The 15,219-nt window shown below is 65.9% G+C and carries 12 protein-coding genes; 3 read left to right on the top strand and 9 right to left on the bottom strand.

The features are described from left to right. Positions 1-41: 41 nt before the first annotated feature. The 9 genes from KPL74_15055 to KPL74_15015 form a co-directional block, all read right to left on the bottom strand. Positions 42-260, bottom strand: coding sequence for a hypothetical protein (locus KPL74_15055; GenBank protein QWT19058.1), 219 nt, complete (start codon positions 258-260; stop codon positions 42-44). A 77-nt stretch (positions 261-337) separates the two neighbouring features. Then, positions 338-1,183, bottom strand: a complete 846-nt coding sequence (locus KPL74_15050; GenBank protein QWT19057.1) for a sulfotransferase — start codon at positions 1,181-1,183, stop codon at positions 338-340. Between the two features lie 35 nt (positions 1,184-1,218). Further along, positions 1,219-2,217: a LacI family DNA-binding transcriptional regulator gene (locus KPL74_15045; protein ID QWT19056.1), complete on the bottom strand. Its 999-nt coding sequence runs from the start codon at positions 2,215-2,217 to the stop codon at positions 1,219-1,221. 19 nt (positions 2,218-2,236) lie between these two features. Then, positions 2,237-4,960, bottom strand: a complete 2,724-nt coding sequence (locus tag KPL74_15040) for a hypothetical protein (GenBank protein ID QWT19055.1) — start codon at positions 4,958-4,960, stop codon at positions 2,237-2,239. 4 nt (positions 4,961-4,964) lie between these two features. Continuing rightward, entirely contained in the window at positions 4,965-6,326 is a 1,362-nt protein-coding gene (locus KPL74_15035) for an APC family permease (GenBank protein ID QWT19054.1), read from the bottom strand. An 8-nt stretch (positions 6,327-6,334) separates the two neighbouring features. Then, the gene (locus KPL74_15030) at positions 6,335-9,538 is read right to left on the bottom strand and encodes a TonB-dependent receptor (GenBank protein QWT19053.1); all 3,204 of its coding nucleotides are present in this window, start codon (positions 9,536-9,538) and stop codon (positions 6,335-6,337) included. 65 nt (positions 9,539-9,603) lie between these two features. After that, entirely contained in the window at positions 9,604-10,494 is an 891-nt protein-coding gene (locus KPL74_15025; protein QWT19052.1) for a chitobiase/beta-hexosaminidase C-terminal domain-containing protein, read from the bottom strand. Continuing rightward, positions 10,461-11,957: a beta-N-acetylhexosaminidase gene (locus KPL74_15020; GenBank protein ID QWT19051.1), complete on the bottom strand. Its 1,497-nt coding sequence runs from the start codon at positions 11,955-11,957 to the stop codon at positions 10,461-10,463. The genes KPL74_15025 and KPL74_15020 overlap by 34 nt, the downstream gene beginning before the upstream one ends. Continuing rightward, positions 11,954-12,958: a glucokinase gene (locus KPL74_15015; protein ID QWT19050.1), complete on the bottom strand. Its 1,005-nt coding sequence runs from the start codon at positions 12,956-12,958 to the stop codon at positions 11,954-11,956. The genes KPL74_15020 and KPL74_15015 overlap by 4 nt, the downstream gene beginning before the upstream one ends. A 209-nt stretch (positions 12,959-13,167) precedes the next feature. On the opposite strand from KPL74_15015, the gene KPL74_15010 reads away from it, so the two are divergent. From KPL74_15010 to KPL74_15000, 3 genes are all read left to right on the top strand, one after another. Beyond that, a complete protein-coding gene (locus KPL74_15010; GenBank protein QWT19049.1) occupies positions 13,168-13,743 on the top strand; it encodes a hypothetical protein in 576 nt (191 codons plus the stop codon). Between the two features lie 120 nt (positions 13,744-13,863). Further along, the gene (locus tag KPL74_15005; protein QWT19048.1) at positions 13,864-14,574 is read left to right on the top strand and encodes a hypothetical protein; all 711 of its coding nucleotides are present in this window, start codon (positions 13,864-13,866) and stop codon (positions 14,572-14,574) included. A gap of 15 nt (positions 14,575-14,589) precedes the next feature. Beyond that, positions 14,590-15,126, top strand: coding sequence for a hypothetical protein (locus tag KPL74_15000; GenBank protein QWT19047.1), 537 nt, complete (start codon positions 14,590-14,592; stop codon positions 15,124-15,126). Positions 15,127-15,219: the final 93 nt, after the last annotated feature.

Below are 15,219 nucleotides of genomic sequence, written 5' to 3'. Positions count from 1 at the left end.
AGGGCCGCCCGGACCGGCCGGGCGGCCCCTGGGCAAGCGGCTTAGCGCTTGCGGGCGATGCCGGCGACGGCGACGATGCCGCCGATCACGATGCCGGCGATGCCAGCCCACTGCGGAATCGACTTGTCGTGGGTTGCTTCGATCTTGGCGGGGCCCAGCGAGGCGACCGTATCGGTCTTCTGGTAACTGCCGTTACCCATGACCACCCAGATACCCAGGCCAATCAGGATGATGCCAACAACGATGAGACCTGCGCGCATGTGTATACCCCTGTATGGATCGGTGGCAGGAGCATGCGTTGACGAATGTGAGAAGAACGTAAGGGCCGCGACGGGCGTCAGACGATGGTGACCCCGTGAATATTGTTCTTCGGGTCGGCCCAGAACGCCTCGTTGGCAAACCGCCCGAAAACCTCGCGCGGCAGGACCGGCGTGCGCTCCACGGCCTCCACGCGGGCACGCACCGAATGCAGGCCGGGCATGCCGACGCGCGCGTCGAACTCGTCCGCACTGTACTCGATGTTGTCGAAGTCGTGGTCGAACCAGGGTTCGCCCAGGAACGCATAGACCGCACGCAGCGCCGCCTCGGGCTCGCGTACCAGGTTTTCGTAGGTGAGCAGTAGGAGGTGGTCACGGGCGTGCTCGCCGTAGAAGGCTTCTTTCACCGCCTGATAGGCAAAGCCGACCATGCCGCGCGGATCGGTCAGTGCCTCCACGCGCGAATACACCGTGGTATTGGTGTCGTAGCGGAACACCTTGCTGACGCTCACCGGCTGCCTGAGCACCAGCCGCTCCATGCTGTCGAGCACCCAGGCCAGCTGGCGCACGCACGCGACCACCTTCACGCCAGGGAACAGCGTGTTGAGCAGGCCCATGCGGCTGCACCAAAGGCGGCTCATGTCGAAGATCGCCTCGGGGCGGGCATCGACGGAATAGAAGTTTTCCACCAGGCCGCGCAGCAGTGCCACGCGCTGCTCGTCCGAGACATCGAACGCGAAGTCGTTGCGGCTGCTGGCCTCGGCTATCACCACGCCCATGATGTCCGCGACGGGGCTGGTCATGCCGGCGCGGAAGCGCGGATTCTGGTTGAGGATGGCGGCCAGCAACGTGGTGCCCGCGCGCGGCAGCCCGGAGATGAAGTGGAACCGGCGCTGGGTCGGGAGGGCATCGGGCGTCGCGGTCATGCAGGGCTTCCTTGGGACGGTGATGGGGCCACGAATCAGCGCGCGGGCGCCGTCGATGCGCGCAGGCGCATCTGGTACTCGACTTCGACCATGCGCGGCTCGCCCTTGCCCTGGAGTCCCAGGAGGAGCTCCTCGGTGGCGCGCTTGCCCATGTCGCGGACTGGCTGGTGCACGGTGGTCAGCATAGGCCATACCTGCGTGGCGATGGTCGTGTCGTCGAAGCCGCAGATGGAGACGTCGCCGGGCACCGAGACACCGGCTTCCGCCGCGGCCCAGATGGCACCCACCGCCATGTCGTCATCGGCGGCGAAGATGGCCGTGGGCCGCTCCTTCAGTCCCAGCAACTGGCGGGCGGCATGCACCCCGGATTCGAACGAAAACCGGCCCTGGACCATGTAATCGGCGCGTTCGTCCAGCCCCGCGCGCTTGAGGCCGTCGCGGAAGCCGGCGAGGCGCCACACACCCGCGCCATGCTTCGGGTCGCCGATGATATGGGCGATGCGCCGGTGCCCCAGTGCGACGAGGTGGGCGACCATTGCCGCCGCGGCCTCGCGTTCGCGCAGGATCACGCCGGCGATGCCCTTGGGCTTGCGCGGTGCGATGGACGCGAACGGCAGCCCGGCCGCGCGCAGGTGGGCGAGCAGGGCCGGGTGGTCGGTGATCGGTGGCGTGAGGATCAGGCCATCGGGGCGGTGCCGCCACAGGATGCCCTCGACGCGCTCCATGAAATCCGGCGCGGTGGAGTCCAGCGGCTGCACCATCATGCTGTACTGGTGCGCCTCGCAGGCTTCCTGCACGCCGGCCTGTACTTCCATGACATAGCTGGGCGACAGGTTGTCGTACAGCAGCCCGATCATGAAGGAGCGATTGGAAGCGAGGCTGCGCGCCGAGGCGAGTGGCCGGTAGTTGAGTTCGGCGACGGCCGCCATCACCCGCTCGCGCACTTCCTTGCGCACACCCGGCTCCTGGTTGAGCACGCGGGAGACGGTCTTCTTCGACGTATCGGAGGCACGGGCCACATCGTTAATGGTCACGCGCGACATGACGACCTCTTCAATGCTTCGTTCCCTGGGTACCACCCGCCGTGAACTGCGCTGCCGGAGCGTTCCAGCCTTCGACCTGCACCAAGGTGCCGGCGTTGCCGCGTGCCGGATAGCGTGCGGTCAGCACGATGGATTCACCGGGCCACAGCGTGACGTCATTGTCAGACCACCTCACGGGCAGCGCAAGCTCGCCCTTCGCCCCGCGAAGGATCGAGAGGTGTTCCTGCACGGCAGCGGCCGGGGACGATGCGGGCACGGAAAGCGTGACCGTCGTGACTTCGTCATCGCCATCGCGCGCAGTGGCGACGTGGACCTCGCGGGTCGCCTTCGGCAGGGAGGCCAGTGCCGTAAAGTCGCCGTACTGCGTCAGCGGCGTGAGGTACCAGTTCGACTTTGCCCAGTCGAGCTCGTCGGGGCGCGTGGAGAGCCAGTACACGTTGCGGCTTGCCGTCTTGCCGTCGGCCGTCGCGAGCTCCAGCTCGATGAAGTACACGGTGGAAAGGTTCGCGATCGTGGGCAGGTCGAGCACCGACTGCGTATGGTTGCCGGCCAGGTCGATGCCCGGTACCTGCTTCTGGAAACGGACGCTGCCATCGAGGTTGCGGACCTTCACCGTAGCCTGTAGCGCGTGCTGCGCCTGCAGCGTGTGGTTCACGACCATGATCGCGCGCGAATCGTAGGCGTACTGGATGTGCAGCGGCTCGTTCGCCTTCATGGCGCCGTAGTACGCGCCGGCCGGGTTCAGGTAGTAGTCGTAGAGGTGCCAGTGCAGCGACGGCCACGCGTTGTTGAGCATCCAGTAGATGACGCCGGTGGATGGATTCGTCGAGTCCATGTGGGCATTGAAGGCTTCGAACTGCGCGCGCACGTTGTCGTAGTTGTCCAGCTGGGCCTTGGCCACGTAGTCGGCAAGGCCGGTGGGTGCGCCGTAGCGGCGGGCCAGGGCCGTGTCGAAGGGCGTGAGCACGGCGAAGGTCGACCAGTCCGCCGAGGCGTGGAACTGCCGCGTCTCCGGGTACTTCCACAGCGCTTCCTGCTCCTGCGGCGACAGCATGCGCTGGACATCCTCAAGCCGGGGGATCACCGCGCCTGCGCTGACTTCCGAGTCGAAGCCGAACGCCCCACCCAGCTTGTCCGCGTACCAGTACGACGGCGGGATCCAGTCGTAGGGACCTGCCATCTTCATGCCGGACGGGCCCGCCTCGGGTGTTCCTTCGGGCACGGCGGCCGAGATGATCGGCAAGGACCATTCCTCGGCGCGCAGGGTGTCGGTGTACATCTTCGAAAGCGCCGGCGGCGGCGCATGGTCGCTGCCGATGAAGAAGCCGATCACCGAGGGATGGTTGCGCAGCAGGCGTGCCTCGCTGGCCATCGATGCCTGCGCCACGCGCATGTCCGCATCGTTCCACGGCTGGCCGCCGGTCTTGGCCGCCGCTTCCCACTTGTCGCAACACTCCCAGCCGGCCAGCACGAGGATGCCGTTGCGGTCGGCGAGGTCGTAGAAGCGGTCGTTCTCCAGCTTGCCTTCGCTGCGGATGGTATTGAGGCCCAGGTTCACCACGTAGCGGAACTCGGCCTCCATCCGCGCGGGGTCGTCGCGCAGGAACATGTCCGGCGCCCAGCCGCCACCGCGAATGAGCAACGGTTTGCCGTTGACGATGAACTGGCGATAGCCCTTCGGGGTCAGCTTCGACTCGACCCGGCGTACGCCGAACGAGGTGGCGGCGCGGTCGGAGAGTTCGCCATCGACGGTGGCGGTCACTGCCATGTCGTAGAGCGGGTGGTCACCCATGGCGATGGGCCACCAGACCTTGGGATTTTCCAGCGTGGCGGCCGGTGCGTCGCCCGACGCGAACGACACCACTTTCGCCTCGCCGGGAGCGAGATGGACCGTCGCCTGCAGCGGCTTGCCGGCCACGGTGCCCGCGAGCGTCGCGTCACGCGCCACCGTATCCAGGTTCGTCGCGGTGACCTTGACCGCCAGCGTCGCCTGCTTCAGATCGTCGGAGAGGGTGGTGAGCACGTGCGGGGCGCTCAGCGCCACCGGCCCGGTCTGGATGATGTCGACGCCGCGCCAGGGCCCCATGTTGTTGTCCGGCGGCGTGGGGTTCCAGTCGACCCAGCCGATCGACAGGCTCATCCGCGGATCGCCGGGATGGATCTTCAACGCCACGGCATTGGCACCGGCGTGGACCTGGCGGGTTACATCGATGTCCCTCACCGGGTACGCACCGGCGATGTCGGCGTGGTCGGCCACCTGTTGCCCGTTCACCCAGACATCGGCACTGGCGATGATGCCGTGCGTGCGCAGCAGCGTATGCCGCGATGCCGGCGCCTTCGCCAGCGAGAACCCCGCGCGATACCACCACGGCGTCACGAAGAGGTTGCCGCTGGCATCGGGCACCTGCACGGCACGCAGGTTGTCGCTGTAGAACACATCGCCCTTGAACACACCCTTCTCGAGCACACCGTTCTCAAGCAGGCCGGCCATCACGGTGGCGCGGCCGGTGGCGGGGATCCACTCCTTCGTGGCGAAACCGGTCGCGGATATCGCGGCGCCGGCCTCGTGGGCCTTTGCCGTGTCCTGGATCTGCCAGCGGGCGATGGGCGTCACCGTCGCGGCATCGGCCGCCACGCGCGTATCGGTATAGGTGGTGCCGGCCATCGCCATCGGGCTGCTGGCGAGGCTCACCGCGATAGCCGCCACCAGGGCGGACCGGGTTGTGATCTGCATGGCGTTACGATTCCCGGACAGCGGAAGGGTGCGATTCAAGGGGTGCGAACGGCCACGCCGCGTTAACCCGTGCCCAGAGCACGAACACCACCAGGCCCGCGAGGATCCACGCGCCCGACAGCAGCAGGGACAAGGTGGACGCAGAGACGTAGACGTAGACCCAGCCCACCAGCGCGATGATGCACGGCACCGGGTACAGCCATTGACGGTACGGCCGGTCGAGGTCGGGCTCGCGCCGGCGCAGCACGATCAGCGCGACCACCTGGGCAAGCGACTGCACCAGGATGGTCGCCGTCAGCAGCATGTTGATGACTTCGGTCAGGTCGAAGAACGTACCGATGGCGGTGACGACGCCCATCGTGAGCAGGGCGACATGCGGGAAGCCATCCTTCGCGTGCAGGCGGCCGAACGCCGAGAGGAAGACCTTGTCCCGCGCCGCTTCGAACGGCACGCGCGAACCCCCGAGCAGGCCGGTGAACACGGAAGCCAGCGCGGTGATGATGATGAGCGTGGTCATCACGGCGGCCGCCGTGTGGCCCCAGCTGCGCTCGACCACCAGGGAGGCGATGGATTTGGAGCCGGCGATCTCCTGCCAGGGCGCCACGCCCAGCACGCTGATGTTGAGCAGCAGGTAGATCACCATCATCGCCATGATCGAGATGATGATGGAGCGGGGCATGGTGTGCCCCGGATCGCGCAGCTCGTCGCCGATGTACGCCGTGGTGTTGTAGCCGAGGTAGTCGTACACGCCGATGATGAGGCCCGCGCCCAGGCCGCCGAAGAAGCGTGGCCCGAAGGCATCCGGCGGGAAGTCGAACGCGAGGTGGGCGTCGAAGTGCGAAAAGCCGGCGGCCGCCACGCCGATGATCGAGACCAGCATGATCACCCACAGGGCCACCGTGATCAGGCGGACCGACTCGATGCGGCGATAGAGCAGCCAGGTGACCAGCCCCGTCGCCGCGATGCCCACCAGGTGGGTCGTCCACCAGCCCATCGCCGGGAAGAAGAACTGCAGGTACTCCACCATGCCGATGATGCCGGTGGACATCAGCAGGGGGATGGCAAGCAGCATCGTCCAGATGAACAGGAACGGCATCAGCTTGCCGGTACGTTTCTGGAACGCTTCGCGCAGGTATACATAGGTACCGCCGGAGCCCGGCATCGCCGCACCGAGCTCAGCCCAGACCAGCCCGTCGGCCATCGCCAGCAGCGCGCCCACGATCCACCCGACGATGGCCTGGGGGCCACCCATCGCCGCCACCATCAGCGGGATGGTGATGAAGGGCCCGATGCCGCACATCTGGGTCATGTTGATGGCGGTGCCGGAGAACACCCCGATGGATCGATGGAAGTTACGCTCGCGCATGGGTTCCCCTACCACTGGCCACGAATACCGAACATAAACATGCGCTCGGAGAAGGTCGAGTGCCCGGGCTGGTTCGGGAACACCAGGTAGTACTTCTGGTACTCGTTGGTCAGGTTGGTGGCGTTGAGGAACACTTCCAGCTGCTTGGCGAACTTGTACGAGACCGAGGCATCGATGTACTTCTGCGGGGCCTCGTACATTTCCAGGCCGGTGATGCCGCCGACGCTGTCCATCACCGCGCGACGCGAACGGTAGTTGTACGCCACGCGGGCCTGGAAGCGGTCATCCTGGTACCAGAGGATGAAGTTGCCCGACTTCGTGGAGTTGTCCTGGAACGGGATCTTCTTGCCCGCCAGGTCCTTCTCACCGGAATTGCTCGGCGCGTAGGTGGCATTCACCTCCATGCCGGTCTTCGACAGGATGCCCGGCAGGAAGGTGAAGCCCTGGCGGTAGTCGAATTCCGCACCCTTGATGCTATTGCCCGTGCCCTGGACCGGCTGGGTGATGACGATGCAATGATCGCGGACCACGCCGTCTTCGTCGGGCAGGGTGCAGTTGGTCACGCTGCCGTTCTTGATGAAGCTATCCACGTTGATGCGGAACAGCGCGAGGCTGACCATGCTCGACGGGTTGATGTACCACTCGGCCGACGCGCCGAAGTTGGTCGAGCGCCACGGATCCAGGTTCGGGTTACCCGAGGACGTGCCGTTGGAGACACGGAAGATCGGGCCGTCGGGCGTCTCCGAGAGCGAATAGTTCAGCTGCAGGCCACCCGCCCAGGTACTCAGGTCCAGCGGCATCATGTTCTTCGAGTACGCGAGGCGAACCTTCACGGTGTCGGTCACGTCCAGGGCGAAGTTCGCCGAAGGCAGGATGTCCTGGTAGCGCCGCTTCGTGACCTCGGTGCCCACATCCTCCGGCTCGTCGCCGTACGCACCCGGGTCGCCGCTGAGGTGCTGGGTGACGTCGAGGTGGCTGCGGATCAGGCGCACGCCGATGTTGCCGCTGTAGGGCATGTCGCCGATGGTGCCGTTGAAATCGCCCTGCAGGTATCCCGTGAGTTCCTTCAGCCGCACGCCCCAGGTGGTACCGGGCTCGCCCACGGAGACCGTATCGGGGTACAGGGACTTCCAGTAGTCCTCGGGGTTCTTCATCGCATTGGGGTCGATCGCCCAGAAATTGATGCCGGAACCGAGCAGGTTGTTATAGGCCTTGAAGTTGTCCGCCAGCGGCGCTGCCGTGTTCGGCATCGAGATGGCCGACAAGGGGCCCGCGCGGAAGTAGCCCTGCTCATTGCCGGCCGTACAGGAGCCGCTGTTCAACACCACGTCGGCGCCGACATACCGCACCAGGCAGCCACCCGGGTCGGAGGCGCCCATGCCCGCATAGACCGGGGTTTCAAACGTGTAGCCCTTGTTGTCTGCCGTGCGGATGCTGTTACGCACGCCGAACTTCAGCTTGAACCCGTCGCTGAAATCGAACTTGCCATCGAAGCGCAGGGCGTTGAGGGCGACCTTGCGGTCGTAGTTGCCGGAGGATTCAAGCGTCTTGAACGTCCATGCGTTGGGGTCCGCGAAGGCAGCCGCCAGCTCGGCCGGCGTGCCGATCTTCAGGTAGCGGCCCCGGAAGTCGGCGGTGATGGGAATCGTGTTCTGCGGGATGCCCGTCGGGTTGAACACGCGGTTGCCGCCCAGCTCAGCCGGGTAGACGAAGGTGCCTGGTGGCACGGCGTCATCGGGCACGCCGTCGGCCAGCACGTTGGGCCACAGCGCGCCGTCCGAGTCGGAAATATTGACGTCGGTTTCCTGCAGCGACTGCGATGCCGTGTCGTGGATGCCGCGCACCGATGCGGTGAACGGGCCGCCGTCGTCGTAGTCCAGCTGCAGGTTGAGGTTCTTGGCCTGGGAGAACTTGCGGATCATCTGCGAGTACGACTCCACGTCGCCCGGCCACTTCTGGTAGACCTGCGTGGTGTAGATGTTCGAGCCTTCCCAGCCCGGCTCGGGCGTGCCGTACGAGCCCAGCGCCGGCTTGCCCGTGTCCTGCGATTGCAGGGGCACGTAGGTGGCACCCTGCCAGTTGGTCGAGTTGAACTGGACGCCGACGTTCCGGTCGAACTCGTGCTGCTGCGAGTAGAAGTAGTCGCTGGTGAGGCTGAAACCATTGCCGATGTCGAACTGGAACGACGCATTGCCCGACTTGCGCTTGCGCTCGGTGATGATCTGGTTGATGCCGAAGTTCTGGCTGCCCATGAACACACCGTTGGACTTGCCATCGCCGTTCACGTCGACGCTGCCGTCCGCGTTCTGGACGATCTGCGAGGGGATCGGTGCGCCATTCCATGGAGTAAGGAAGCCGTTGTACCCGCCAGCGCTGGCGGCGTTCTCGCCATTGAGCACCACGCCGTACTGGTCCAGGCCCTCGGTGGAGTTCATCCGCCGGGTATCGGAATAATCACCGGAAAGCAGGAAGCCCCAGCGCCCGTTGTCGTTGTACGAGAACAGGCCGTTGGCCTCGGGGCCGGTGTGCTTGGTCGTCGAGCCGCGCTCGCCATTGGCCGAGTAGCTGTACGTGAAGCCGGAGGGCAGGTCCCAGGGCCGGTAGGTATGCAGGTCGATCGCGCCGCTGATGCCCGCGTCCGTTTCGTCGGCGGTGGCCGATTTGACGACATCCGCGCCGTGGAACAGCGTGGACGGCAGCATGCTGAAGTCCGGTTGCTGCGAGTCGATCTGGTCGGCGGTGATGAATACCTCGCCGTTCAACATGGTGCCGACCTGCGGCAGGCCGCGTACGTCCACCGAGGTGCCTACGCCCGCGTCGCGGTTGATCTGCACGCCGGTGATGCGCTGGAGCGAGTCGGTGATCGTCGTGTCGGGCAGGGCGCCGATGTTCTCGGCCGTGATGCTGTCCTGGATCTTGTCGGCGTCGCGCTTCACGTCGATGGCTTTCATCTGCGAAGCGCGTACACCGGTCACGGTGACGCCGGAAAGGTCGACGGCGTTCTTCTTCGTGGTGCCGTCGGTGGCCTGGCCATCGTCCTGTTGCGCAGGCGCCGCGGGCGGCGTGGCTTGCGTGGTCGTGGCCCGGGCGGCGGGCTGGCCGTCCTGCTGCACGTCGAAGAAGGTCGACGCGCCGGCCGGTGCCGAAACGACAGCCAGCAGGGTCACCGCGATGGCGAACGACAAGGGATGCTTGCGAAGTGCTGTGGACATGAGCCGTGACCTCGTGACTGTTGCCTGTCGGAACCCGGGAGCCTGTCGTGCCCTTGCGCGGCGCCCTACTTTTGGAAAGCGATCTGCCCCAGCGCCCACTGCCCCTCGCGTGGGTCGCCCGTGACAAAGATGCAGAGTGCGTGTGCATTCGCGGGCACCGGCGAGGCGAGGCTGGCCTCGCGACGGACTTGCCCGCCCGACGGCGTGGCAGGGCCCAGCGGAACCGTGGCAAGCCGCGGCCCCTCGCAATCATTCGCGTGAATCTCGATGGCTTCGGCGGCGCCGTGGCGATCACGGACGACCGCACCGCGAGCCTCGTCGCCGTAGCGCCAGGGCAGCCGTTCCGCCGTCACGGTGACGTGCGTGGCGCCCTGCACATTCGCGTTCGGCCACTTCCAGCAGGCATTGCCGATCTCGACCGCGTAAACGGGGCTGGCACCCTGCGCCGGCTTCGCACCCTGCAGTCGCGAGGGTGGCTCGCCCGAACAACTTTGCAGCGCGCCGCCGTCGCGGCTCAGCAGCGTGGCGTCGTCAAGCACCTGCGATCGCGCGGCGGCCAGCAGGGTGCCGTCGGCGGCGAACGTCGCCACCCGGACGGTCGTGCCCGCGGGTTGCGTGAATGGCTGGGTGTACAGCGTGGACTGGGCGCCGGGCGCGCTGCCGTCGGTGGTGTAGCGCATCCGGCCGCTCTTGACCTGGTTGGCCAGCGCGACACGGAAGCTGCCGCTGGCTGCCCGCGACACGTCGAACGACGGCGCGAAGGCGGTATCCGCAGGGACGATGCCCACGGCGCGGTAGCGCGCCAGCTCGGCAGGAAGGCGTGCCAGGAACCCGTTCCAGTCGTGGGTAGCCGGCGCCGACCAGCCCAGCTCGGCCAGGGCGGCCGTGCGCGGGAAGGTCGCGTGCTGGTGGTTGGCGAACGTCAGCAACTGCTCGGCCCACAGGCCAGCCTGCACGCCGATGACGTGCTTCGCTTCGGCCGCGGTCGCCCCCGGGGGATGACCTTCGTGTCGTAAGCGTCGCGCAGCGTCACGGCGGGCGGCGGCCCCGCCCATTCGTCCGCATGCGTGGACTGCAGGTGGTCGAAGTACAGGGTTTCCTGCGGCGTCATGACGACGTCGTGGCCCTGGCGCAGGGCGGCAAGGGCGACGCGTTCGTTGTGGTCGCCGTGCCATGACATCACCACCTGCGCGCGCGGCAGCGTCACGCCCGCCGCCACTTCGTCATCCCAGCCGACGGGCGTGCGCTTGTGGTCGACCAGATAGGTGGCGACCTGTTGCATGAACCAGGCCTGGAGCTCGTCCATGTTGGCGAGCTTCAACGCCTTCATCTGCGCGTTGACCTCGGGCGAGGCGTTCCACTGCTGCTTGTCCGCTTCGTCGCCGCCGATGGAGACGTAGCGCGACGGGAACAGGCGCATCACCTCGTCCATCACGTCGGTGACGAAACGCAGGCTCTTTTCGTTCGGATTGAGCAGCCACGGGCTCACGCCCCAGTCGGTCCATACGGGTGGACGCTTGCCCGTCACGCCCAGCCACGGATAGGCGGCGATGGCGGCCTGCGAGTGCCCGGGAAGGTCGATCTCCGGGACGATGTCCACGTTGCGTTCGGCCGCGTAGCGGACGATGTCGGCAATTTCCGTCGCCGTATAGGCCTTGCAGTAAGGCTTGTCACGCCCGCCCGAGACCTCGCTGTCGTTGCCGACGGCCTCGCGACATGCGCCCGTGGTGGTCAGGTCCGGGTACTTCGGTACCGGCAGGCGCCAGCCCTGGTCGTCGGTGATATGCCAGACCAGGACGTTGAGCTTGTCGAGCGACATCCAGTCGATGACTTGTTTGATCTCGTCGGCGCTCTGGTAATGCCGGCTCGAATCAAGCAACAGCGCACGCCATGCGAACCGCGGGTGGTCTTCGATGGTGCCGTAAGGCACCTGGGCCACGGCGCCGCGCGTCCATCCGGCGGGAGTGAGCAGCTGCCATGCCGTCACGCTGCCATTGAAGGCGCCACTGACGGTGCGCGCGGTGATGACGATGCCGCCCTTGTCGATCGTGATGGCATAGCCTTCGTCGCCCTCGACGGCCGCGTCGGAACGGATATCAAAGGTGATCTCCGCCTCGCCGGTGCCGCTGGCGGCCATGCGCAGCGGGATCCCGCGCACACGGTCGACGCGTTGCATGAAGTTGTCGATGACGGCTTTCAGCGCCGGCGTCGGTGTGCCGCGCAGGGCGACGGTGGCGCCCGCAGCGATGTCGACCGCGCCGGCGCCCGTGGGCTTTGCCACGACCGGTGCAGGCAACAACGACCACGCCGCCGGTGTCGCGTCCGCCGCGACCGCGACGGACGCGCCTATGCCCGTGGCAGCAGCAATGCCTGCCACGAGCAGCGTGCGGACCAGCATGCGGGGCGGACGCGGCGTCATGCGGCAGCGCCCTCAGGCGTGGCCGCGCTGGCCGTCGTGCGGTGGTACAGGTACCAGCGTGCCGCACCCTGTACGCCGTGGCAGCCGTGCTCGGTCACCCACACCGGCACCTCGGCCAGCATGCCGCGGACGCTGCGACCGTGCAGGAAGCGATCTTCGAAGGCGCTCTGCCTGAGCATGTCGAAGATCGAGGAGAGGAAGCCGCCGGCGAGGAAGACGCCGCCGGTGGGCAGGTAGGTCATGGCCAGGTTGCCGGTGAAGCTGCCCAGCGCCTCGCAGAACAGCGCCACGGCGTCTACCGCCTGGCGGTTGCCTCGTGTCGCGGCGGCTGCCGTCACGGCCTTCGGCGTCGTCAGTGCCGGCGCCACGCCATCCAGCGCGCACAGTGCTTCATAAGCAGTCAGCAAGCCTGGGCCGGAGACGATGTGTTCAACGGGGACGTAGCCGCCGTCCGGCGCCAGCCACGCGAGCACCTCGCGTTCGCGCACGGAGTGGGGCGCGAAGTCCATCTGCCCGGCTTCCGTCGTCAGCACGATGCCGCCTGCGGCGTGCGGCACATACACGGCCGCGCCCAGCCCCGTACCGGGGCCGACGACCAGGGACGGCCCCGGCCCGCGCACGGACGGGCCACACAGGTGCCGGCCACTCGCCGCGAGCGGTCCCTCGATGGCGTAAGCCAGAGCTTCGAAATCATTGAGGACCGCGACGTCGGCCAGGCCAAGCGTGGCGCGCAGCGTGTCGGGCAGGATCGGCCAGGCGAGATTGTCGTTGGCGACTTCGTCGCCCATCACCTGTCCGGCGCACGCGAGCACGCAGTGCGATACCGGGACACGCACCTCGTCGTCGATGAAGGTCCTGAGCAAATCGGCAAGCGACGGGAAGGCCGCGCACTGATAGACGCGGTAAGCCAGCGTTTCGATGTGGCCCGGCCGATCGTCGGCCGCGCGCACAAGCGCAACGTGGCCATTCGTGCCGCCAATATCGCCCGCGAGAAAAAGCATCCCCGTTGTCCCCACCGCTTTAACCCCAAGGGTGAATCACCCCATCCAGGTGCCCCCGCACCGGATTCGTCATCAGGGTGTAACGGACTGACACCGGTGTCAAGTCACGCCGCAACAGCCTGCGGAATGGGGGAGATTCTCATGAGAACCGTCTTAATTGGTATAAAAAAGCAACAGGTTGGATGTTTACATCGCCCGCAAGGACCCGCATGCTCCGCGCTTCGACCACGGAGAACGGAATGCGGGTGAAGGTGTTGGCCATGATGGCCCTGTGCATCGCGACGGCGAGTTGCGCCGACAAGCCGGTGCCGCCATTTGCGAGCGCGCCATTCTCCGTGGCGCGAAGAGGGAATGTGCTGAGCGTTCCCTTTACGGTGCCGCCCACGGCCGACCTGGGCTACAGCTACATGCTCGCGTTTAAGTACAAGCGGCCAGGCGTGGACGATCCACTTATGAACTTTTGGAGTCGACCGCAGAGAGAGCATCTGTTCCTGAGAGTGCGGCTGGTGTTCGTGCATCCGTCAGGTCAAGAAGAAGAGATTCCACGTGCGGGTCACTACTGCGACGACGAGATTGCGCGAGTAATCACGGCGCGACAGGCGAACGTCGTTAACGTCGATATGCATAGCGTGCGAGGCGATATCGCTTACATGGAAGTGGTCCATTTCAATGCCCCAAGGCACGGAAATTACCGCTTTGTTGTTGAAACGATCGGCGATACGCCGATCTTCGAGCCGATCGTCTCGTGGCTCACGGTTGAGCGTGAATACAACCATTTCAAATAAGGTAAAGACATGGATGGCAGTCGATATACCGTTACTCTTTTCGCCGCTGCGCCTGGTACGCGGATCCATGCTAGAGGTCCTGACGGCGTCGACCATGTCGGTCGCTCGGTTCCAGGTCACGTGTACTACGAGACGAGTAACGGCGTTGACCGGCACAGCTGGGGTTTCGCCCCGATTGAACATGGCAGTGTCTACGGAATGGGTGAGCCGCAGAAAGACGATGCGAATCAGTACGTGGACCCGATGTACGAACGAACGATGGAGATATCGAGGGACCAGTACGAAAAGCTCAATGCATTCGGCGAAGACCCGAGCCGCTACGGCTTCGACCTCATGTACAAGGACATCCGCAATAACTGCGTCGACTACACATGGGCCGCGTTGAATCACGCCGGCATCCAGCGTACGCACGGGCATCTTGGTCATCTCGAACAGCATGGCGTCGATGGCAAGCTGAGCTATCTGCCGATCCTCGCTCCGAATGACTTCCGCACCATTCCGGACCCTGTGCCGGGAAGCGACCTCAATAACGAAGTGACGCGCGATCCGCCCGCGCGTGAATGGTCCCAGGCACCCTTCGGTTCGTTTCAACGCGAGGCGGCAGTGAGTCATGACGACCCGTTCGAGCGTCTCTACGCGGCCACCGCGGCGAACGACGACAAAAGCATGAATGAGGTTGCGCAAGACTATCTGCAATCCACCGAAGGGCAGGACTTCCTTGAGTCGGGCCGCGATTTCAACCGTCAGCAGGAGCTGGCGCTGCAGCAGTCGATGGAGCAGGCGCAGCAGCAAGCGCAACAGCAGGCCCCGGTCATGAGCATGTCGATGTAAGGGAGTGAGAAAACCATGGACGAGCACGATGTGAAGTCGCTGGCGGTGAAGCTGGCGGCGGTGACGGATCGGATCGAGCGGAGGCTGGATACGGTGGCGCGGGAGACGCTAAAGGCAAGCCAGACGATGGGCCACCAGGCACAACAAGCGCTGTCAGCCTCGGCCAGGATCTCAGCCGAGCTCCGAGCGGCTGCGAATGAAGCCCTCGATGGCGGAACGGCGAGTGCCATCCAGCGCTTCGGCGAAGTGGTCCGTGCCTCCGAAATCCGCCTGGAGAACGCTGCTGCCCGGTTGGAATCGCGGATGGTGTCGGGCGGGCGGCTGCAGTCGGCGTTCGCGTGGAAGGCCTTCATCGCGTCGGCGATCGGCTCCATCGCCGTCGTCGGCACGGCGGGATACGCAATATGGGAGGCGCAGCGTAGCCTGGCGGAGACGCGTTGGGTTCGCCAGATCAATGCGGCGCAGGCGGCGGGCCGGCTCAGCGTGTGCCCGGGCGGTGGCGAGCATGTGTGCGCGAAGGTGGATAAGCGCTGGGTGCGGCTGGACCCCTGATTCGGCACAAAAAAAACCCCGGCAGCCAGGGGAGCTGCCGGGGCGGGGTGGGATGGCTGGCCCAGGGGAAGACCTGCCATCCGCGAGGTGGCC

This window comes from Bacillus sp. NP157 (assembly GCA_018889975.1).
In the GTDB taxonomy this organism is placed as follows: domain Bacteria; phylum Pseudomonadota; class Gammaproteobacteria; order Xanthomonadales; family Rhodanobacteraceae; genus Luteibacter.
The sequence above is the reverse complement of the archived record's forward strand: the minus strand, read 5'-3'. Positions and strand labels throughout refer to the sequence as shown.

Bases quoted from the DNA above. Each gene is read 5' to 3' on its own strand.
- KPL74_15055 (QWT19058.1), bottom strand. From the start codon at position 260: ATGCGCGCAGGTCTCATCGTTGTTGGCATCATCCTGATTGGCCTGGGT.
- KPL74_15050 (QWT19057.1), bottom strand. From the start codon at position 1,183: ATGACCGCGACGCCCGATGCCCTCCCGACCCAGCGCCGGTTCCACTTC.
- KPL74_15040 (QWT19055.1), bottom strand. From the start codon at position 4,960: ATGCAGATCACAACCCGGTCCGCCCTGGTGGCGGCTATCGCGGTGAGC.
- KPL74_15035 (QWT19054.1), bottom strand. From the start codon at position 6,326: ATGCGCGAGCGTAACTTCCATCGATCCATCGGGGTGTTCTCCGGCACC.
- KPL74_15030 (QWT19053.1), bottom strand. From the start codon at position 9,538: ATGTCCACAGCACTTCGCAAGCATCCCTTGTCGTTCGCCATCGCGGTG.
- KPL74_15020 (QWT19051.1), bottom strand. From the start codon at position 11,957: ATGACGCCGCGTCCGCCCCGCATGCTGGTCCGCACGCTGCTCGTGGCA.
- KPL74_15015 (QWT19050.1), bottom strand. From the start codon at position 12,958: ATGCTTTTTCTCGCGGGCGATATTGGCGGCACGAATGGCCACGTTGCG.
- KPL74_15010 (QWT19049.1), top strand. From the start codon at position 13,168: ATGCTCCGCGCTTCGACCACGGAGAACGGAATGCGGGTGAAGGTGTTG.
- KPL74_15000 (QWT19047.1), top strand. From the start codon at position 14,590: ATGGACGAGCACGATGTGAAGTCGCTGGCGGTGAAGCTGGCGGCGGTG.